Here is a 20,718-nt window from a genome sequence, read left to right on the forward strand (position 1 = left end):
AGCATGATGAACAAGCACACGATCGCTACACGAGAACAATGGCTGGCTGCGCGCCTGGAGTTGCTCAAAGCCGAGAAGGACCTGACCCGCCGCAGCGATGAACTCGCCCGACAACGTCAGGCGCTGCCCTGGGTGCGGGTCGACAAGGCGTACCGTTTCGACACCGAGCACGGTCCGGCGACGCTGGACACGCTGTTCGAGGGGCGCTCGCAACTATTGGTCTATCACTTCATGTTCGGCCCCGATTACACGGCGGGCTGCCCGTCCTGCTCGGCGATTGCCGATGGGTTTGACGGCATCGTCACGCACCTGGCGCACCACGACGTGACGCTGATGGCCGTGTCCCGCGCACCGTTGGCGAAACTGCTGGCGTACCGGCAGCGGATGGGCTGGACGTTTCCCTGGGCGTCGGCGCCTGACAGCGATTTCACGGCCGACTTCAATGTGTCGTTCACCGAGGCGCAGCAGCGTGAAGGAACGATCGAATACAACTATCAACGCGGTGGCCATGCGATGGATGAATCGCAGGTCCCCGAGCCAGTCGAGCAGTTCGCGGCGACCTGTGGCACCGACGCGCCCACCTATTCGCGGGACCGGCCGGGGTTGAGTGCGTTTGTGCGTGAGGACGGCGTGATTTATCACACCTATTCCACCTATGCCCGTGGGCTGGACGGGTTGTGGGGGATGTATCAGTGGCTGGATCGGGCGCCGTTGGGCAGGCATGAACAAGGGCCTTGGTGGCGGCGGCATGATGAGTACAGTTGATCAGGAATTTTGAGTGTCTGGGCTGACGTCTTCGCGGGCAAGCCTCGCTCCTACAGGGTTTCGCGGTGTTCGATAATCCCGCGGCCACCACAAAACCTGTAGGAGCGAGGCTTGCCCGCGAAGAGGCCCTCAAACACACACAAAAACCCACTGCTTATCACCGCCCATCCGCCCACCCCGGTTGGCGCCCAAACCCGTCGAACAATTCAAAAATGGTCGCCTTGACCTTCTGCACCGCGTTGCTCTGCACTGCCGTGTCATGCCAGCATAGCGACAACTCCCGGGTGAACAGTCGATGGTCGATCCTGGCCAGTTTCAACTTGTGCTGCTCCAGCTCGGCATGCGCCGCCGCCCACGGCAGGATGGTCACGCCGAGTCGGGCCTTGACCGCCGCGAACAGCAGGTCGGTGGAGTTGGCTTCAAACTCTACCTCACAGTGCAGGCCAGCCTCCTGAAACGCTGACTCGACCCGACTGCGAATCGTATTCGGCGCACAGGGCAGCACCAGCGGCATCTTCGCCAAGGCCTCAATCGATACCGGGCCATCAGGCAACGAAAATTCCGGCCACGCCACCAGGTACAACGTTTCAGTCAGCAGCCGCTGCGACACCACGCCCCGGCGCTCGACCACATCGACGTTCACCGCCAACGCCACGCGCCCTACGGTGATCAGGCCGCCAAGCTCGGCGCTTGGCGCATCGATCAACTCCAGTTTGATCCCCGGATAACGGCTGCGAATGGTGCGCGCCAGGGGGATCGCCAGCATCCGCGCAGTACTCGACGGCATGCCCACCGAGACTTTGCCTTGGGGAAACTCGGCGTCCTGGCGCAGCAGTTCCTGAGTGCCGTCGGCCTGGCGCAGCAATTCGATGGCATGCCGATATAACGTGCGCCCCGCCGCCGTCGGCACCACGCCGTGGACGCTGCGTTCGAGCAATTGCATGCCTATGTCCTGCTCCAGATTGCGCATCTGCTGGCTGATCGCCGGCTGGGCAATGTGCAGCGCTTCACTGGCGCGGGTGATGGTGCCGCACTCGACCACCTTGATGAAATAGCGCAATTGGCGCAGGTCCATGAGCCTCTCCAAAGCCATCGGATTTTCCGTTGGGACCAGAGGAATATCATATTTTTAGTTTATGAGATACGACGCCTAGACTCGTCTCATAACAAACGAAGCGCCACCGGCCGCCACTGCCGCGTCGCGTTTCCATAGGCCTGAACAAGGTCACTGGGAGATCGCCATGTCTAGAGCAATGACTGCATCTGCAACACGGGAAAAACCGATCAAGACGCCCCTGAGCCGCGAGCAGATTCGCGGCTTCTGGACGGTCTACCTGGGCTGGGTCCTGGATGGCGTCGACTCCGTGATCTTCGCCCTCGTGCTGATCCCGGCCATGACCGAGTTGCTGCCCAACTCCGGCATCACCGCCACCCCCGCCAATATCGCCATGTACGGTTCTTTGCTGTTCGGGTTGTTTCTGATCGGCTGGGGCTTGTCGTTTATCTGGGGGCCGCTGGCCGACCGCTTTGGCCGGGTGAAGATGCTGGCCGCGAGCATCCTGGTGTACTCGCTGTTTACCGGCGCGGCGGCGTTCTCCGAGAACATCTGGCAACTGGCGGCGTTTCGGCTGATTGCCGGGATCGGCGTTGGCGGCGAGTGGGCACTGGCGGGCACGTATGTGGCCGAGTGCTGGCCGGAAGACCGACGCAAGATGGGCGCGGGCTACCTGCAAACCGGCTACTACCTGGGCTTCTTTATTGCCGCGTTGCTCAACTACACGGTCGGCGCCACGTATGGCTGGCGGGTAATGTTCCTGTGCGGGCTGTTCCCGGCGTTCGTGGCGATTTATACCGCGCTCAAAGTCAAAGAGCCGCGCAAGGTGATCATCGAAGCCACAGAGCCGAAAGTGCATAGCTCCTGGCTGGAGATCTTCGCTCCGGCGTTTCGTCGTCGCACGCTCACCAGCTCAGCCTTGGTCGGTGTCGCCATCGTCGGGTTGTGGGCCGGTTCGGTGTACGAAGCCACCGCCGTAGTCACCCTGGCGACCCGCGCCGGCATCGACCACGTCGGCGCCGTGCACCTGGCCTCCATCGGGGCGGCGATCCTGTCCCTGAGCACCATCCTCGGCTGCCTGATCGCGCCATGGCTGGCGGAGCGCGTCGGACGGCGCAAGGCGCTGGGCATCTACTTTGCCGGCATGGCCGCCTCAATCGTCGTCGCGTTCGGCTGGGTGTTCTACATGGACGACGGCCTGCACCTGTTCATGGTGTCGCTGGTGTTCCTCGGTTTCTTCGGCGGCAACTTCGCGATTTTCTCACTGTGGCTGCCCGAGCAATACCCGACCCGCATCCGCGCCACGGCGTTCGCCTTCAATGCCTCGGTCGGGCGCTTTATCGGCGCCGGGGTCAACTTCCTGCTGGCGGCCGCGATCCACTGGCACGGCTCCCTCGGTGCGCCCATCGCCTGGACAGCCGCCGCGTTTGTCGCCGGCATACTGATCCTGCCGTTTGCCGTGGAAACCCGCGACCAGACCTTGCCGCAATAGACTTCATTCACTGGAGAATCCCATGCAAGCTTTGCAAGGCATCAAGATTGTCGACCTGAGCCGCGCACTCTCGGGGCCGTTTTGCACCATGGTGCTGGCCGACCTCGGCGCCGACGTGATCAAGATCGAGCCCGGCCCGAGCGGCGACATGAGCCGCACCTGGGGCCCGTTCGACCGTGGCGTCAGCACTTATTACCTCTCGTGCAACCGCAACAAACGCGGGATGTGCATCGACTTCCGCCACCCCGAAGGCCTGGCCACGATCCAGCGCCTGATCGACGACGCCGACGTGGTGATCGAGAACTTCAAACCCGGCACGCTGGAGAGCATGGGCCTCGGTTACGACGTGCTCAGTGCGCGCAATCCACGGCTGATTCTCGGCAGCATCAACGCGTTCGGTGCCGACGGGCCGATGAGCCGTTGGCCGGGTTTCGACCAGATCGCCCAAGGCTATTCGGGACTGATGAGCCTGACCGGTTTTGTCGACGGCGACCCGACCCGCACCGGCACCGCGATTGGCGATCTGACCTCGGGCATGTGGCTGGTGACGGCGGTGTTGGCCGCCCTGCTGGAGCGCTCGACGACCGGGCGCGGCCAGCATGTCAGCACCTCGTTGCTGGCCAGTCTGGTCGGGTTATTGAGTGTGCACGGCCAGCGTTATCTCAGCCTCGGCGACGTGCCGCGCCGCACCGGCAATGCGCATTCAGTGATCGCGCCGTATGGCGTGTTCCAGACGCTGGACGGCCCGCTGAATCTGGCACCCATCACCTCGGCCATGTGGGGCCGCTTGTGCGTGTTGCTCGACTTGCCGTCGCTGCCGGACGATCCGCGTTTCGCCAGCAATGAGGCGCGGGTCGAGCGTCGGGAAGAATTGAAAGCGATCCTCGAAAGCCGTCTGAAAACCCGCAGCAAACACGCGTGGACCGAGCTGTTTATTGAAGCCGGCCTGCCCGCTGGCCCGATCAACACCCTCGACGAAGTATTCGACGACCCGCAAGTGCTGCACAGCCAACTGACCGAAATCGTTACGCATCCGACCCTCGGCGCCGTGCGCCAAGTGGTGACGCCGGTGTTCAGCGCCACCGAAAGCGCCGCCAGCCGCCCACCGCCGCTGCTCGGCGAACACACCCTTGAAGTGCTGCGCGAGGCGGGTTTCGATAACGCTTCGATCAACGCACTGCTCGCCGCCAACGTGGTGTTCCAGGACACCAACGATTCACCCACACACGCCACAGGAACTGCCCAATGAATTCGACCGTCACCGTCCACCACGTCGATGAGCGCATCGCCCGACTGGTCTTTAGTAATCCCACCCACCGCAATGCCCTTAGCGCCCAATTGCTCAATGCCCTCAACGAAAGCCTCGTCGCCCTCGCCGCCCGCCGCATCCCCGTGGTGATTCTCGGCGGCGAAGTCGGGCAACCGGTGTGGAGCGCCGGCCACGATATTCGCGAACTGCAACATGACCGCGACCCCATTGCCTACGGCAAGCCCCTCGAACAAGTGCTGCGCCGAATTCGCGCCTACCCCGGCGTGGTCATCGCGCTGATCTCAGGTTCCGTGTGGGGCGGCGCGGTGGATCTGGCCATGAGTTGCGACCTGGTGGTGGCCGATCACAGCGCCAGTTTCGCCATGACCCCGGTGAACATCGGCTTGCCGTACACCACCAGCGGCTTGCTGCGGTTCTTCAATAATTTGCCGATTCATGTGCTCAAGGAAATGTTCTTCACCGCGCAGAAACTCGATGCCCAGCGGGCCGAACGCTTCGGCGTGATTAATCGACTGGTCGATAGCGCTGAACTGGAAGCGACGGCGCTGGACATGGCCCAAGGCATCGCCGCCAAGGCACCGCTGGCGGTGGCCGCGGTGAAGGAACAGCTGCGGATTCTGGAAGACCTGCAACCGCTGCCGGTGCAGGCGATGGAGCAGATTGCCGAGTTGCGACGACAGGCGTGTGAGAGTGCCGATTTTGGCGAAGGGCTGGCGGCGTTTGCCGAGCGCAGGGGGGCGGTGTTTAGCGGGCAATAAATCAGGCGTTGGGTTTCGCGGTGTTCAAAAATCCCGCGGCCACCACAAAACCTGTAGGAGCGAGGCTTGCCCGCGAAGAGGCCCTTAAAACCAGCGCATTTTTGACGCCCTCATCGAAACCGATTGAACATACAGATCGGCCGGAGGCAGCGCCTTCTGCTTGACGCTGCACGCGGTAAATGGGAGAACGTGCATGGTTTGAAACATTGGGTAACAACTAGACTCAAGGACGACTCATGAAAACCCTCCTGTGTTTGCTGATCGCCACGGGCGTCGGCGCGGCGCTGCAATCTGCCGGCGTTCCCCATGGCCTGTTGCTCGGCTCGATACTCGCGACAGCGCTGATCGTCAGCAACCTGAACGTTGCGCCCACCCTGCCCCTGGGCCTCGGTTACGTGCAAGTGGTGCTGGGGATCGCCACCGGCCTGATGTTCAAAGCCTGGGACAGCCACACCGCCGCCGCCCTGTTGCCGAGCCTGGGCTTTCTGTTTCTGTGCCTGGCCGTGCAAATCAGCGTGGCCGGTTTCTGGCTGTTCAAGGTGTCGGGCTGGAACCTCAAGGACTCACTGCTCGCCGTCTACCCCGGTGCCCTCGCTGCGGTGTTCGACTTGCTGGAGTCCGAGCGCGCGTCCAGCAAAGTGATCGTCGTGCACCTGGTGCGACTGCTGTCGATCACCGTGCTGGTCAGTTTCCTCATCCCTGCGCAAACCAGCCTGGTCCTCGCCGAAGACACCCCGCTGGTCGCGAGCACCCTGCTGACCGTGCTGTCGCTGATCGCCGTGTGCATCGGCGTCGGTCGCCTGCTGCTGCGCATTGGCGTCCCGGCACCGTTCATGCTGACCGCCATTGTCGCCACGGGCACCTACCTCAAGCTGGGCTGGCTGGCTGAGTTCCAGATGCCGTCATGGAGCGTCAATTTCGCCACGGTCATCCTCGGCGTGCTGATCGGCTCGAAATTCAAGGACATTTCCCTGCCGGACCTGGTACGCCATGGCCGCTCCGGGGTGATGTCCGTCGCCCTGATGATCCTCATCGCCGCCGCCTTCGCCGTGGCGGCCTCGCGGGTGCTGGGCAGCGATCCGCTGTCGCTGTGGATGGCCTACATGCCCGGCGCCATCGAAACCATCGCCATCGTCGCGTTCAGTGGCGGGCTGAATGTGGTGTTTATCCTGACCCATCATCTGGTGCGCATGGTAATGCTGCACTTTGCACCGGCGCTGATCGTCCAGGCGCGACGCTGGCGCGAGAGTGAACTGTAGAAATCTCGAACTCCGGCGATATCAGCGCCTCCAATGATTAGGCCCATGGAGGTATGCGAAATGAACAATGAATCGAAAGCAATGCCCACCGATACATCTGGCAAACCCGTCAATGTGGTTGAGCGGGATCTTGAGGACGAGGACAGCGATACCCGAGGCGTGGATGAAACCATCACGCCGTCCTCAACCCGGGTTAAAGAGCAGGATGCCGAAGAGCTGCAGCGCAAAATTGATGAGATTGAGCGCAACGTGGCGGACGGCAACTAGATAGAACGCCCGCCTGTGGCGGGGGAGCAAGCTCCCTTGCCACAGGTTTACTCAGCCGCCACAGCGGAAATTAGAAGGATCGAAGGTAAGCAGTGAGTCTTTTCAGTCGTTTCAAAGCCCTCGCAAGGCCCGCCCCAAAGGAACAGGTCGTCGGGTATTCCCGGGACGAATTGAAGGTTGTTTTTACCGAGCCTCTGGCACGCCTTCCGGCTGACTATCCGCCAGCGGTATCCCTGGAGAACATCGCTGTCCCGGCCTACTACTGTTCGTTTTTAATCGACAAGGAAGACGCCCATCATTTTTGGGCGCTCGTGGAATCAGCATTCCACTACGAGACGCAAAAACCGTTCAACGATGCGGTGGTCAAGCAATACGCAAACACCGAAAAAACCCATCGCCTGCTCTGTCTCCTATCCGACGAAGCCTTCAATGCCACCCACGTGCGGCTGGTGACAAATAGCGTCGACTTCCTCGACAGCATTCGTCGTGAACGTTTCGCCGTGCCTGCGCCATGGGTCGCGTTCGAGGGGTACAACCCTGCGTGGTGGGGCGGCGCGATGCAAGGGGCGAACGGGTACTACAACGACGGCTACTTCCTGCCGTTTTTCAGCGGTTTGAACGCAGCAGAAAAGAACGCCTATTTCGTGCGGTACGCGGCGACTGACGAGTGGATCAGCCAACTGGCGTTGATGTACGGCGACGAGTAACCCGAAATCCACCCACAAAAATGCCCGCTCACCGTCACCGGTTCAGCGGGCTTTTTTGTTCTCACACTGGAGAGATCGTGGCCAAGGCACCAATCAAGACAGTCAGCACCAGAAACCCACCCAGGAAAAACGCCATCTTAGCCATAAGGCCTCCTACTACTTGAGTTTGCGGCGCAACAGGCGCAGTGAGATGTGTTGATCCCAGGCGGCCGGGCCGGTGAGGCATTGTGGGACTGTGGCTGATCTCGTTACAGAGGCAGATGGCGCGAGAAAATACGGATCAGATCACTGCGCTCTGTGTAGGAGCGAAGCTTGCTCGCGAAGACGGCGGCACATCCAACATAGATTTCGACTGACACGCCGCTTTCGCGAGCAAGCTTTGCTCCTACAGGTGTGCGTGAACACGGAGCAAAGAAAACCCGCTGACCATCGCTGATTCAGCGGGCTCTCTCGCCGTTTACATCACTTCACGTCGAACCGATCCAGGTTCATCACCTTGACCCACGCGGCCACAAAGTCCTTCACAAACCGCTCCTTCGCATCACTGCTGGCATACACCTCCGCCAGCGCCCGCAGCTGCGCATTCGAGCCGAAGACCAGATCAACCCGGGTCGCGGTCCATTTCACTGCTCCGGTCTTGCGGTCGCGTCCTTCGAACTCTTCCTGAGCCTCCGACGTCGGCTTCCACTCCACGCCCATGTCCAGCAGGTTGGTGAAGAAGTCGTTGGTCAACGCTTCCGGCCGTTGGGTGAAGACGCCGTGTTTGGTCTGGCCGACGTTGGTGTTGAGCACCCGCAGGCCGCCGATCAGCGCGGTCATTTCGGGCGCGGTGAGGGTCAGCAGTTGCGCCTTGTCGATCAGCAACGCCTCGGCCGGTACGCGGTAGCGGGTTTTGAGGTAGTTGCGGAAGCCGTCGGCTATGGGTTCGAGGAAGCCGAACGATTCCACATCCGTCTGCTCTTGCGAGGCGTCCATCCGCCCCGGCGTGAATGGCACGGTCACGCTGTGGCCGGCATTTTTCGCGGCTTGTTCGACACCCACACTGCCGGCCAGCACGATCAGGTCGGCCAGGGAGATTTTCTTGCCGCCGCTGTTGAACTCGCGCTGGATGCTTTCGAGTTTCGCCAGCACGCTCGCCAACTGCCCAGGCTGGTTGGCTTGCCAGGACTTCTGTGGTTCCAGGCGCAGGCGTCCACCGTTGGCGCCGCCGCGTTTGTCGGAGCCACGGAAGGTCGAAGCCGCCGCCCAAGCCGTCGACACCAGTTGCGAGACGCTCAGCCCCGAGGCCTGGAGTTTGCCCTTGAGTGCCGCGATGTCGCTGTCGTTGACCACTTCATGGTCGAGCGCCGGGATCGGGTCTTGCCACAGCAATTCTTCGGCGGGCATTTCCGGGCCGAGGTAGCGCGAGAGCGGGCCCATGTCACGGTGGATCAATTTGTACCAGGCGCGGGCGAACGCGTCGGCGAGCTGGTCGGGATTGGCCAGGAAACGCCGGGAAATCGGTTCATAGATCGGGTCGAAACGCAGCGCCAGGTCCGAAGTCAGCATGGTTGGATTACGCCGTTTCGCCGGATCGAACGCGTCCGGAATAATCCCCGCGCCCGCCCCGTTTTTCGGCGTCCACTGATGCGCGCCAGCCGGGCTTTTGGTCAGCTCCCACTCGAAGCCGAACAGGTTTTCCAGGTAGTTGTTGCTCCACCGGGTCGGTGTGGTGGTCCAGGTCACTTCCAGGCCGCTGGTGATGGTGTCGGGGCCTTTACCGGTGCCGAAGCTGTTCTTCCAGCCCAGGCCTTGTTGTTCGAGGCCCGCCGCTTCCGGTTCGGCCCCGACGTTGTCGGCAGGCCCGGCGCCGTGGGTTTTACCGAAGGCGTGGCCCACCGGCGATCAGCGCCACGGTTTCTTCGTCATTCATGGCCATGCGGCCAAAGGTTTCGCGGATGTCGATGGCGGACCTGACCGGGTCTGGCTCGCCTTCCGGGCCTTCAGGGTTGACGTAGATGAGGCCCATTTGCACAGCGGCCAACGGGTTTTCCAGATTGCGTCCGTGATCGGTACGGCTGTCCTCATTTCTTCCGGGCTCGGCCACGAGTGGCACATCGCCGGGCGCTTGCACCGGTTTCTGCCCTTTGTCATAGCGGGTGTCGCCGCCCAGCCATTTGTTTTCCGAGCCCCAGTACACGTCTTCGTCCGGCTCCCAGACATCAGCGCGTCCACCGGAATAACCAAAGGTCTTGAAGCCCATGGATTCGAGTGCGACGTTGCCGGTGAGGACAATCAGGTCGGCCCAGGAAATGTTTTGCCCATATTTTTGCTTAATCGGCCACAGCAGCCGGCGCGCCTTGTCGAGGCTGACGTTGTCCGGCCAACTGTTGAGCGGCGCGAAACGTTGCTGCCCGGACCCGGCTCCGCCCCGCCCGTCACCGGTGCGATAGGTGCCGGCGGCATGCCAGGCCATGCGGATAAAAAACGGCCCGTAATGACCGAAATCCGCCGGCCACCAGTCTTGCGAGTCGGTCATCAGCGCATTCAGGTCCGCCTTCACTGCGGCAAAATCGAGTTTTTTAAAGGCATCGGCGTAATTGAAGCCCTCATCCAGGGGATCAGACAGGGTCGAGTGCTGGTGCAGGATCTTCAGGTTCAGTTGGTTCGGCCACCAGTCGCGGTTCGTCGTGCCACCGCCAGCGGCGTGATTGAACGGGCATTTCGATTCAGTTGCCATGTAATAGCTACCTTTGGTCGTGTTCATCCAGCTACCCGGCCCGGCTAGGCCTGCAATAGCAATGAGCGAAATCAAAGACATAGGCTGCTGGGCCTGGCAGTTCGATCAACTGCTCTGTGTGGCCACACGGGAACTCAGGGGTTTGGCGAACGATCCGCCAGCACACGGGCCCACGGCAAGCCTGTGACTCTTTCTTATCTCGTTATCAGGTATTAATCGGCCAGCGTACGCCAGCGCAACGGTAAGACTAGACCGTCTGGGGAGGACTGCTAATAGCGGCAGTGTTAGGGCGTGATAGGGAGAATCTTTTGCGGGGAGGCTGAAAGGCCCCTCGGGTCAAACCCGAGGGGCGATCCATCAAGCAGCGTTGGCTTCTTTCTTCAGGCTGTCCATATCAATCACAAAGCGATATTTCACATCGCCCTTGAGCATGCGCTCATAGGCTTGGTTGATGTCCTGGATGTTGATCATCTCGATGTCCGAGACAATCCCGTGTTTGGCACAGAAATCCAGCATGTCCTGGGTTTCCTGAATCCCGCCGATCAACGAACCGGCCAGGCTGCGGCGCTTGAAGATCAGGTTGAACACCGACGGCGACGGATGCGGACTGTCCGGCGCGCCGACCAGCGTCATCGTGCCATCGCGCTTGAGCAGATTGAGGAACGCGTCCAGATCATGGGGCGCCGCCACGGTGTTGAGGATGAAGTCCAGAGTGTTGGCGAACTTGGCCATTTCATCCGGGTTCTTCGACACCACCACTTCATCGGCGCCCAGGCGCAGACCGTCTTCACGCTTGTTCGGCGACGTGGTGAACAGCACCACATGCGCGCCCATGGCATGGGCGATCTTCACCGCCATGTGCCCGAGGCCACCGAGGCCGACCACGCCGACTTTCTTGCCTGGCCCGACCTTCCAGTGGTGCAGAGGCGAATAGGTGGTGATGCCGGCACACAGCAGCGGCGCGACGGCGGCCAGGTTAGTGTTGTCATGGGAAATGCGCAGGACGAACTTCTCCTTGACCACGATATTGTCCGAGTAGCCGCCGAAAGTGTTTTCGCCGCCAAACACCGGGCCGTTGTACGTGCCGGTGAAGCCGCTCTCGCAGTATTGCTCTTCGCCTTCGGCGCACGACGCACAGTGCTGGCAGCTGTCGACCATGCAGCCAACGCCCGCCAGATCGCCCACCTTGAACTTGCTGACATTCGCGCCAACGGCGGTCACCCGACCGACAATTTCATGGCCCGGTACGGAGGGATACAACGTGTTGTGCCACTCGTTCTTCACGGTGTGAAGGTCCGAATGGCACACGCCGCAATAGAGGATATCGATCTGCACATCATCGGCGCCCGGGGCGCGACGTTCGAAGGTGAAAGGTTTGAGCGAATCCTTGGGGTCTTTCGCGGCGTAGCTGTAAGTCTTGGTCATTGCGATCGCCTTTTGAGTCGGATGTTGAATATCAGAGGAGTAGCGTAGGTGCTGAATCGTTCAAGTGGATGACAGTGGCAATCCATTGATCACCGACCGTTCAGCAATCCTGGCGGTTGCGTTGCACCGCGTTGCCCACAGGATAAGACCGGGGCCGTCATGGCCGATGACCCCATCCTGCTGATTTATTGCCTAATCCCGCCGAACTCGACAAAAGTAATGGCGAATTAGTAGCATGCACGCCCAACGGAACAACACCCGGGTTGCTTCCCGATCACGGACGAACATCGATGAACAAAAGTGCTTACCTTTGCCTGGCCTTCATGATGGTGGTGGGCGGCCTGAGTTTTTTTCTCCCGCGTGAAGCCGCGTTGGGCTCCCTCGCGTTAATCGCGCTGTTCTCCTTCGGCTACTTCGTCTTCTACCTGATCAGGCACAACCTGCACCACGGCATCATCAAAAGCCTGCTGCTCTCAATACTCGTCATGGCCATCGGCATCATTCCCGTGCTGGGCTGGATCGTGATCATCGGCTTCGTGATCTACAACATCTCCAAAGCCCTGGAAGGTCTGAAAAGCCTGCTCCCGGATGTGCTTGCCAGCCTGGTGATCTACGGCCTGCTGTGCGCACGCCTGGCCTTCGACATCCGCGACCCCATGGCCATCGCGGCGCTGGCCGGCGCCTACCTGATCGCCTCGGTGCTCTACTGCCGCAGCCTCAACGGCTACTCCACCGAACATGCGCTGTTCAAGATGAGCGTCATGTGGCTGTCCATTCCCTTCGCCGCCCTCACCATCATCTCCATCGTATCGGCCCTGGGTAACCTGTTCCGCACCGTCAGCTCCACCATCACCCGCAGCGTCATCTCGCCGCAAATGGTCTCGGCGCATATGCGCGGGGGCGTGGCGATTGATGCGTATACGCGCAACATCACCACCAGCGTGACGAGCACCGTCACTCACCTGGCTCCGGGCGCCGGGGTGATCACGGCGGGGGTGACAGGGGATTTGGCGCAGAAAGTGAAGACGGAGAAGACGGAGAAGACGTGAACAGATTTATTCGCGGACTGCTTTTACTCGTCCTGTGCACGCTGTCGAGCTGGGCAAGCGCGGCAACCGGCTGCGAGGATTTTCTGGCGAAGATGAGTGACAAACCTGCCTTTGTAGAATTTCTGCAATGCACTCAAGCCACGGACCGACAGGGAAAACCCTTGGTTGCCGAGTACCGCGTAACCGGTGCTGACGCGCTCAAGGCCGAGCGCTACATGACCCAACGCTTTGCCCTGCCCCCACTCAAGTTTTACTGCTGCGTCTGGGACTCCATGCCCTATTTTTATCGCGATAAAAAAACAGATCTCGGGTATAGCTTCGTCATGGCTTCTGAGGAAACGCCCATCAACCAGCGCGAATTGTGGCCCGATATAAAGTTCTTCTACATCAACGTGTCGCTCGACACCGAAGAGATTTAATCGCCCGATGATTCGATGCGTCCAAGGCAGGCAAACGCAATCATGAAAAACCGTGTCACGCCCTCGGTGCTGTTTGCCTTAACGCTCTTAGTAATGTGCGACTCCGTACACGCCGCCGCATGGCAAATTTGCAGTCTGGAGTTGCTGGTTACCGATGTATTGAAACAACCCTCTCCCCAGCTACAGGCCCGAATCCTGAAAGTCAGCCCGGTATCAAACACCGTGGAATGCCCTGAAGTTGGGGCGACTGTCACGTTCATTCCGGAAAAACCTGATTATCAAAACCCGCTGCCACGGCGACAGTGGCCTAAAAAGGGACAGTCGGTGCGGGTTGACTATCGGTATCTGGATGGGGTGTGTAAGGGCGATGGCAATAGTTATGCGTGTCGGATTGAGCATTATCCGATAGGGGATCAATAAAGGAGTCGGCGAAAAGCGGACGTTCAATACTCGGCAAACTAATGTGAGCTGTTCACCTCCGCCGAAAGAACCACATCAAAAAATGATGTGATCAGTCGACTGGAGCGACGCTCAGCCAAGCAATAAAGAAAGGTTTCGGTGTAGAGCGGATCCCCTTCGATGCGGATCGTGCGAATACGCGGATCGGCGATGAACTCCGCTTCAGATACCACCCCCAGCCCGATCCCACGCACGACGGCTTCACGCAGTGCCTCGCGACTGCCGATTTCCATGGCGATGCGCGGCACAACTTGCGCCGCCATCAAGGCCTGTTCCAGGACCAGACGAGTTGTGGAACCGGGCTCTCGTTGCAACAGCCGCTGCCCCTCCAACTCCTCAAGTCGTACTGAATCGCGTTCTGCGAAAGGATGCTCATGGTGGGCAAACAGGATGATGGCGTGACGTGCGTAATGCACGGCGCAGAGTCCTGGATCATCGTGCCGTCCGGCAAGTACCGCGATATCCGTCACGTAATTCTCAAGATCAGCCAGCACCTGCGCCGAATTGCCAACCCGTATCGAAACATCGATGCGAGGATGCTGCTGAAGGTAGTTGTCGACCATCTCGATTACATGGAAAGGCCCCACCGCCCCTAGCTTGAGCTGACCACTGTCAAGCCGGCCGGAGTCTCGCAGCAGGTTGTGCGCGTCCAGATCCAGCGCAGCCATTGCCTGAGCAATTGGCAGTAATTGCCGGCCGACATCGGACAACTCAATGCGCCGCCCGCGACGGTGGAACAGCTCTAGATTGTATTGCCGCTCCATGCTCTGGACTTGTGTGGTGAGCGTAGGTTGGCTGAGCCCAAGTGCCCGCGCGCCGGCACTGAAACTACCGTGACGTGCCACGGCGAGGAAGGCACGCATCTTGGCGGTCGACATCCATAGACTCCATCAATACTTAGCTGCGAAAACCTATATTGAATTGATCGTATGACTGTCACGTGACATTTCTAGCCTGAGGCCACTCCCACCAACTGCCTGGAATGCCATGAATAATTTCTCCAGATTCTTGCGTATCGCCGCTATTGCCTGCCTCTCGATAAGCGCGGTCTGCCAAGCGGGAGCGAACGAAAAATTGAGAATTGGCCTGATCCCGTCGGAAGACTCCCAAGCGATGATCGAATCGAGCAAGCAAGTGCTCAGCAGCCTTGAGGCCAAACTGGGCATGCCAGTCGAACCCTTTGTCGCCACGGACTACAACGGCATCATCGAAGCACTGCGTGCAGGCAAACTGGACGTGGCCTACCTCGGCCCTTTCTCCTATGTTCTGGCAACGTCGGTCGCAGACGTTGAAGCGTTCGCGGTAGCCGTCACCAAAAAAACGGGGCAGAGCGCCTACAAGAGCTTGATCCTTGCTCGCAAGGACAGCGGCATTCACGAATTGTCAGATCTCAAGAATCACACCTTCGCGTTTGTCGACCCCAGCTCTGCTTCTGGTCATCTGTTCCCCAAAGCTGGACTGGAACAGGCTGGTTTTGATCCCGCAACATTGTTTTCGCGGGTAATTTTCTCCGGTTCCCATGACGCAAGCATCCTCGCGGTAGCCAACCGGAAGGTGGATGCAGCCGCAGTCGCCGACCGCATTCTGACCAACGCCGTCGCCAGAGGACTGGTCAAGCAGGATGAATTCCAAGTGGTGTGGAGTTCTCGTCCGATCCCGGAGTCTCCGATGGTCTGGCGGCAAAACCTCAACCCGGCACTCAAGCAAAAAGTCGCTGCTGCCCTGGCTTCGATCAAGGATGTGCCTTGGGGTGACCAGGGCCAACTGGATGGCTTTCAGCCCACTACCGATGCTGCTTACGACGTCGTGCGCGAAACCGCCAAGGTGCTCGATCTCGATTTGCGGAGGCTCAAATGATCAGCATCCGCCAACTGACCAAGCACTACGGATCAAACCCGGTTTTACGTGGGATCGACCTGGAGGTGGCAGCGGGAGAATTCGTGGTGGTGCTGGGCCAGTCCGGTGCGGGTAAATCTACTTTGCTGCGTTGTATCAACCGACTTGTCCAAGCCGATTCAGGGACGCTCTCAGTGGCAGGTATTGACGCACTGGCCTGCCGCGACACCAGCGTTCTGCGACGTCAGGCGGCGATGATCTTTCAGCACCACAACGTCGTGCCACGTCTCAGCGTACTGAAGAATGTACTCACCGGATGCTTGGGCGCTGTATCAACGCTCACCTCGATCATGCAGTTGTTTCGGCGCGAGGACGTGGCGTTGGCCATGCAGTGCCTGGAGCGCGTCGAGCTGGCGCATAAAGCCCGCGAACGGACCGATTCGCTCTCCGGGGGGCAGATGCAACGCGTGGGCATCGCACGTGCTCTGGCGCAACGCCCAAAAGTGATTCTGGCGGACGAACCGGTGGCCAGTCTCGACCCAAAGACTGCGCGCCTGGTGCTGCAATATTTGCGCGACGCCACGCGGGAGCTGGGTATCACGGTGTTGTGCAACCTGCATCAGGTTGATTACGCCCGAGAGTTTGGAGACCGGATCGTAGGCCTGGCCCACGGAAAACTTGTGTATGACGGTACCGCTTCCAGCATGACCGAAGACGACTTGCAGCGCATATACCCCGGCCAGACAACGGACGCCCAAGGTACCACTGCGAGCGCGGGCGAGCGGGTGACCCCTTGCGCGCAACTGAGGGTTTGAGCATGAAACAGCAACGTTATCTGTGGACGGTGGGCCTGCCTCGCGGACCGCGTGGTTGGCTGTCCACTGGCGCAATCGTGCTGGCGGTCATTCTGACTCTGCACTGGAGTGCCACGGGAGCGCAATTAAGCGTGGGCGAACTCGCGGCAGGGTTGCCACAAATTGGTGATTTCCTTGCACGCACCGTCCCACCCGACCTGAGCATTCTTCCTCGACTGCTGGCGCCCGCCGTGGAGACTCTGCAAATTGCCATTTGGGGCACATTGCTCGGCGTGTTGATGGCCATTCCGCTGTCATTTCTCGCGGCCCGCAACCTGAGCCAAAACCGGTTGGTCTTCCACGCGACCCGGCAATTTCTTAATTTCGCTCGCAGCATAAATGAACTGATTCTGGCCCTGATATTTGTCTCGGCGGTAGGCCTTGGGCCCTTCCCCGGCGTGCTGGCGCTGGCGTTGCATGGCCTGGGCATGCTTGGGAAATTCTTTGCCGAGAGTATCGAGGAGATCGACCAAGGCCCGATTGAAGCGCTCCAGGCTACCGGCGCACGGCCCTTGCAGGTCATCGTTTTTGGGGTACTGCCGCAGGTCATCACTGCCTGGATTGCAGTGGTCCTCTACCGCTTCGAAGTCAATTTACGCTCGGCGACCGTACTCGGCATGGTGGGTGCCGGTGGGCTTGGTTTTGAGCTGGTGAGCAGCCTGAAACTATTCAAGTATCAGGAGACTGCCACCTGCATCATCGTCATCACGCTCATGGTGATCGTCGCTGACGCGGTGTCGGGTCGATTGCGCAACGCGATCCAGCGTGGCGTTCACAACTAAACACGCCACTAGCAAGCACTCAGATTGAATCAAGTATCGGTTCAGCCGATTAATGCCTGCGAACTATCGATTTGAGCTGTTGTTGAAGCGCCCCGAGTATGGGGCCACTTCCAACAACAAAAACAAAGGACCCGCCATGATTGCCCGATTCCACAATCCCGTTGATACACGATTCGGCTGGGGCAGCCTGCTTGAGCTTGCCAACATCACTGAAAACCAAAAAGTCGCCCTTGTGACCTTTCCCGAGGCGCGTGGGCTGGGTTTGGTTGATCGCATTCAAGACCTGCTGGGCGACCGTCTGGTGTATGTGATTGAAGATGTCCAGCCTAATCCTGACGTGGCCCAGCTACGTGAGACCTATGAACGATTCTGGCAGCAAGCCGGCGAATGCCAGGCGGTCATCGCAGTGGGTGGCGGCAGTGCCATCGATACCGCCAAGGCGTTGATCGTGGGGACTGAATCGGGGCATTTTGATGAATTGCTCGCGTTGCTGGCAACCGGCAAACCCTTCGTCCCGGCGCGCAGCAAAATACTGATCGCGGCGCCCACCACGGCAGGTACCGGCAGCGAGGTGACGCCTTGGGCGACGATCTGGGATTCGGCCAACCACAAAAAATACTCGCTGCACCTTGAATGCACCTGGCCCAAAGTCGCCATTGTGGACCCGGAGCTGATGCTGACCGTTCCTGGCGGCGTCACCGTCTCTACAGGACTGGATGCCTTGTCTCATGCGCTGGAGTCGGTCTGGAACATCAACGCCAATCCGGTTTCGGACACCTTCGCCATCTCCGCCATTGCGGACATCCTGGAGTGCCTGCCGCTGCTGCATCGTGATCTCTCCAACAAGGAACTGCGTTCGCGCATGGCATTGGCCGCCCTCAAGGCCGGATTGGCGTTTTCCAACACCAAAACCGCCCTTGCCCATTCCATATCTTACGAGATGACACTGCACTACGGCCTGCCGCATGGCATCGCCTGCTCCTTTACATTGCCGCGGGTGCTGGGACTGGCCTGGGGTCACGACGCAGTGCGCGACCGTACCCTTCAACGAATTTTCGGCAACGACCTGGACAAAGCTCAGGATCAGTTGCGTGAATTCCTGCATAGCCTGGGCGTGAAAACGGAATTTTCCGACTATGGCGTAACGGCGGAGCAAGCCGAGCAAATGATTCTTTTCGCCATGCAGGGCGCAAGGGGCAAAAACTTTATCGGCTCTCAAGCCGCGTAGCCCTGCCAACACCCGACAAGCACTGTCAGCGGCATGACGAGCCGCGACGATTTCCTACTGCCCTCACAAAAGAGTGCATCCGCCGGCGCCAACTGGTGAGAGCGAACAATAATAAGGAAAAGATCATGAATCGTGCCCAAACCATGCCTGCTCTGGCCGTACACACCGCCTCATTCCGAGTCGCTCAATGGCGCATGTTGCTGGCAGCGATGTTCTGTTATTTGTTTTTCTACACCGGTCGGCAAACCTTCGGTTTCGCCATTCCGGGCATCCAGGCCGAATTCGGTTTTACCAAGGAACACCTCGGTTGGGCATCGGCCGCCATGCTTTGGGCTTATGCCATCGGCCAGGCCATCAACGGTAACCTTGCCGATAAATACGGCGGTCGCCGCATTATGACCGCCGGTGCGGTGTTGTCCTGCGCCGCCAACTGGGTGACCAGCTTCGCCGGCAATTTTGCCGCACTGATCCTGCCCTGGGGCATCAACGGTTATTTCCAGGCGTTGGGGTGGGCGCCGGGCAGTCGGCTGATCTCCAACTGGTGGAGTGCCGGCGAGCGCGGCAAGGTCTATGGCTTATACGTGTTCGCCGCCGGTTGCGCCTCGGTCCTCTCTTACGTGACTTCGATCGTGGTGCTTGAGGTGATGCATCTGGAGTGGCGCTGGATCTTTCGGTTGCCCGTGCTGCTGATGCTGGCGGGCGGGATAATCTTCTACCTGGTGGCGCGGGAACGCCCACAGGATATGGGCTTCGAGCCGCTCGCAGACACCGGTGTAGCGAATGCCGATGACAAAAATCACGAAGTGGCCCATGGCGAAGTCGAGACCTCTGCGCAACGCTATAAAGCCGTCCTGAAAAACTTTCGTTTGATCATTGCCGCCGTGTCCCTGGGTTTCCAGAACGCCGCTCGCTATGGCCTGATCGTCTGGGTACCTGTTCACTTTCTGGGTGCCAACTGGAAGAGCGGCGACAGCATGATCGATCCAAAGTGGATCACTGTTGCCCTGCCGGTAGGCATGGCTATCGGCGCGCTGAGTAATGGCTGGATTTCGGACAAACTGTTCGGTTCCAAACGCTACCTGGCAATCATGCTCTACATGGTGCTCGGTGCCGCCACCAGCCTGTGGATGTGGACGCTTGCGCCACACAGCGCCACTGGTCTTATCGCGTTATTCCTCTGCGGGTTCTTTGTTTACGGCCCTGCGTCAAGTTTCTGGGCGCTCTGCCCTGACCTGGTCGGAGCAAAACGTGCTGGCACGGCAACCGGCGTCATGAACTTTTCGTCCTATCTGTTTGCGGGCCTGGCGGAACCGCTGATCGGCAGTATGCTCGACAGTACCGGCAATACGTCGTTGATCTTCCTTGTGGTCACTACCGCGTGCCTTTGCAGCGCGGTGGTTGCGCTGTTCATCAGGCGCTGAGTACAAGGTTTAGAGGCTTGAATCATAGGTTGCGGCTCAGGAACAGGATCTTCTATGTACCAGTACCACAAGTGGCTTCGATCTTTTCATGCGGTAGCGAAGACCGGCAGTTTCACCCTCGCTGCCGAGTACCTGAGCGTCGGCCAACCGACGGTCAGTGAGCAGGTCAACGCGCTGGAAAAGAAGTTTTCCGTAGAACTGTTCCATCGTCGCGGCCGCTTTATCGAAATGAGTTCGGCAGGACACAAGCTTTATGCGATCACCCAGGGCCTGTTCGGCCAAGAGGATGAAGCCGTGCAACTTTTGAAAAGCTTCAAGCAGCGCAAGATAGGTATGTTGCGCTTGGGGGCGGTTTCCCCGCCCATTGCGATGAACCTGACGTACGAATTGATGCAGCGGCACCCGGACATCGAACTCGAGACCTCGTTTTCCCCTGAAAAGGAGACGCTGGACAGGCTCTTCAATTTCGACATTGATGTGGCGATTCTGGCGCTGTCCGAATTTGACCAGCGTTTTGATACGCAACTTTACCGGCGCTATCCGATCATTGCCGTTGTGCGCGAAGACCATCCCTGGGCAAGTCAAAAAGAGGTACACGTCGAGCAGATCAGCAACGAGAGGTGGGTGCTTCGGGAAAAAAGTTCACGCACTCGCCAGTTGGTGGAGGAAAGCTGCAAGCGCCTCGACGTCTCGCTGAACTGTGTGATGCAGTTGAACAGCCGGGAAGCCATTGTTCATGCCATCGCCAAGGGCATCGGCATAGGTTTTGTCGCTGCCGTCGAATACGCCGAAACCCCAGGTACAAAACCGATCACGTTTGTAAATCACCCGTTTTCCATCGACTACCACTTGTGCTGCCTCGGTATTCGCAGAAACCGGCCGATGATCGCGGAGTTGTTCGACGCTAGTTCAACACCTGTCATCTGATTCTGTAGCGCACTTTAACAATCGATA

At 59.5% G+C, this 20,718-nt stretch carries 19 protein-coding genes and 1 pseudogene; 16 read left to right on the forward strand and 4 right to left on the reverse strand.

The window, feature by feature from the left end:
- The first annotated feature begins 6 nt into the window (after window positions 1-6).
- Window positions 7-765 carry a DUF899 domain-containing protein gene (locus ACZ89E_RS09975; RefSeq protein WP_463260596.1) on the forward strand — a complete coding sequence of 253 codons (759 nt, stop codon included), beginning with the start codon at window positions 7-9 and terminating at the stop codon, window positions 763-765.
- Window positions 766-922: 157 nt separating this feature from the next.
- Here the strand turns inward: ACZ89E_RS09975 and ACZ89E_RS09980 are convergent, their stop codons facing one another.
- The gene (locus ACZ89E_RS09980; RefSeq protein ID WP_476255519.1) at window positions 923-1,840 is read right to left on the reverse strand and encodes a LysR substrate-binding domain-containing protein; all 918 of its coding nucleotides are present in this window, start codon (window positions 1,838-1,840) and stop codon (window positions 923-925) included.
- A 166-nt stretch (window positions 1,841-2,006) separates the two neighbouring features.
- Between ACZ89E_RS09980 and ACZ89E_RS09985 the strand changes: the two genes are divergently transcribed.
- From ACZ89E_RS09985 to ACZ89E_RS10010, 6 genes are all read left to right on the forward strand, one after another.
- Window positions 2,007-3,311, forward strand: a complete 1,305-nt coding sequence (locus ACZ89E_RS09985) for an MFS transporter (RefSeq protein ID WP_476255520.1) — start codon at window positions 2,007-2,009, stop codon at window positions 3,309-3,311.
- Between the two features lie 22 nt (window positions 3,312-3,333).
- Window positions 3,334-4,560: a CaiB/BaiF CoA transferase family protein gene (locus ACZ89E_RS09990; protein WP_476255521.1), complete on the forward strand. Its 1,227-nt coding sequence runs from the start codon at window positions 3,334-3,336 to the stop codon at window positions 4,558-4,560.
- Window positions 4,557-5,339 carry a methylmalonyl-CoA decarboxylase gene (gene scpB, locus ACZ89E_RS09995; protein WP_476255522.1) on the forward strand — a complete coding sequence of 261 codons (783 nt, stop codon included), beginning with the start codon at window positions 4,557-4,559 and terminating at the stop codon, window positions 5,337-5,339. The genes ACZ89E_RS09990 and scpB overlap by 4 nt, the downstream gene beginning before the upstream one ends.
- A 236-nt stretch (window positions 5,340-5,575) precedes the next feature.
- The gene (locus ACZ89E_RS10000; protein WP_476255523.1) at window positions 5,576-6,598 is read left to right on the forward strand and encodes an AbrB family transcriptional regulator; all 1,023 of its coding nucleotides are present in this window, start codon (window positions 5,576-5,578) and stop codon (window positions 6,596-6,598) included.
- A 60-nt stretch (window positions 6,599-6,658) separates the two neighbouring features.
- Window positions 6,659-6,865 (forward strand): hypothetical protein, encoded by a 207-nt coding sequence (locus tag ACZ89E_RS10005; protein ID WP_476255524.1) that lies wholly within the window; start codon window positions 6,659-6,661, stop codon window positions 6,863-6,865.
- Between the two features lie 92 nt (window positions 6,866-6,957).
- Window positions 6,958-7,572, forward strand: coding sequence for a hypothetical protein (locus ACZ89E_RS10010; protein ID WP_476255525.1), 615 nt, complete (start codon window positions 6,958-6,960; stop codon window positions 7,570-7,572).
- 462 nt (window positions 7,573-8,034) lie between these two features.
- Here ACZ89E_RS10010 and katG read toward each other — a convergent pair.
- Together katG and ACZ89E_RS10020 are read right to left on the reverse strand one after the other, a co-directional pair.
- Window positions 8,035-10,318, reverse strand: a pseudogene (katG, locus tag ACZ89E_RS10015) (catalase/peroxidase HPI).
- Between the two features lie 330 nt (window positions 10,319-10,648).
- The gene (locus ACZ89E_RS10020) at window positions 10,649-11,716 is read right to left on the reverse strand and encodes an NAD(P)-dependent alcohol dehydrogenase (RefSeq protein ID WP_476255526.1); all 1,068 of its coding nucleotides are present in this window, start codon (window positions 11,714-11,716) and stop codon (window positions 10,649-10,651) included.
- 290 nt (window positions 11,717-12,006) lie between these two features.
- Between ACZ89E_RS10020 and ACZ89E_RS10025 the strand changes: the two genes are divergently transcribed.
- From ACZ89E_RS10025 to ACZ89E_RS10035, 3 genes are read left to right on the forward strand one after another with little or no spacing between them, the layout of a single operon-like run.
- Window positions 12,007-12,765, forward strand: a complete 759-nt coding sequence (locus ACZ89E_RS10025) for a hypothetical protein (RefSeq protein WP_476255527.1) — start codon at window positions 12,007-12,009, stop codon at window positions 12,763-12,765.
- Window positions 12,762-13,184, forward strand: a complete 423-nt coding sequence (locus ACZ89E_RS10030; RefSeq protein ID WP_476255528.1) for a DUF4952 domain-containing protein — start codon at window positions 12,762-12,764, stop codon at window positions 13,182-13,184. Before ACZ89E_RS10025 ends, ACZ89E_RS10030 begins: the two co-directional genes overlap by 4 nt.
- Before the next feature lie 42 nt (window positions 13,185-13,226).
- Window positions 13,227-13,604, forward strand: coding sequence for a hypothetical protein (locus ACZ89E_RS10035; protein ID WP_476255529.1), 378 nt, complete (start codon window positions 13,227-13,229; stop codon window positions 13,602-13,604).
- Window positions 13,605-13,642: 38 nt separating this feature from the next.
- Here ACZ89E_RS10035 and ACZ89E_RS10040 read toward each other — a convergent pair whose 3' ends face one another.
- Window positions 13,643-14,521, reverse strand: coding sequence for a LysR substrate-binding domain-containing protein (locus tag ACZ89E_RS10040; RefSeq protein ID WP_463260286.1), 879 nt, complete (start codon window positions 14,519-14,521; stop codon window positions 13,643-13,645).
- A 109-nt stretch (window positions 14,522-14,630) separates the two neighbouring features.
- Here ACZ89E_RS10040 and phnD point away from each other — a divergent pair, with 109 nt between their 5' ends.
- The 6 genes from phnD (at window position 14,631) to ACZ89E_RS10070 (ending at window position 20,691) form a co-directional block, all read left to right on the forward strand.
- Entirely contained in the window at window positions 14,631-15,500 is an 870-nt protein-coding gene (gene phnD, locus ACZ89E_RS10045) for a phosphonate ABC transporter substrate-binding protein (protein ID WP_476255530.1), read from the forward strand.
- On the forward strand, window positions 15,497-16,294 hold the full coding sequence (phnC, locus tag ACZ89E_RS10050; RefSeq protein WP_169370320.1) for a phosphonate ABC transporter ATP-binding protein: 798 nt from the start codon (window positions 15,497-15,499) through the stop codon (window positions 16,292-16,294). The genes phnD and phnC overlap by 4 nt, the downstream gene beginning before the upstream one ends.
- A 2-nt stretch (window positions 16,295-16,296) precedes the next feature.
- Entirely contained in the window at window positions 16,297-17,115 is an 819-nt protein-coding gene (phnE, locus tag ACZ89E_RS10055) for a phosphonate ABC transporter, permease protein PhnE (protein ID WP_476255531.1), read from the forward strand.
- 136 nt (window positions 17,116-17,251) lie between these two features.
- The gene (psrA, locus tag ACZ89E_RS10060) at window positions 17,252-18,343 is read left to right on the forward strand and encodes an iron-containing alcohol dehydrogenase PsrA (RefSeq protein ID WP_169370322.1); all 1,092 of its coding nucleotides are present in this window, start codon (window positions 17,252-17,254) and stop codon (window positions 18,341-18,343) included.
- A 125-nt stretch (window positions 18,344-18,468) separates the two neighbouring features.
- Window positions 18,469-19,764, forward strand: coding sequence for an MFS transporter (locus tag ACZ89E_RS10065; protein ID WP_169370323.1), 1,296 nt, complete (start codon window positions 18,469-18,471; stop codon window positions 19,762-19,764).
- Window positions 19,765-19,818: 54 nt separating this feature from the next.
- Window positions 19,819-20,691 (forward strand): LysR substrate-binding domain-containing protein, encoded by an 873-nt coding sequence (locus ACZ89E_RS10070; RefSeq protein WP_169370324.1) that lies wholly within the window; start codon window positions 19,819-19,821, stop codon window positions 20,689-20,691.
- The last annotated feature ends 27 nt before the right edge of the window (window positions 20,692-20,718 follow it).

The sequence above is a fragment of the Pseudomonas sp. TE3899 genome (assembly GCF_056279105.1).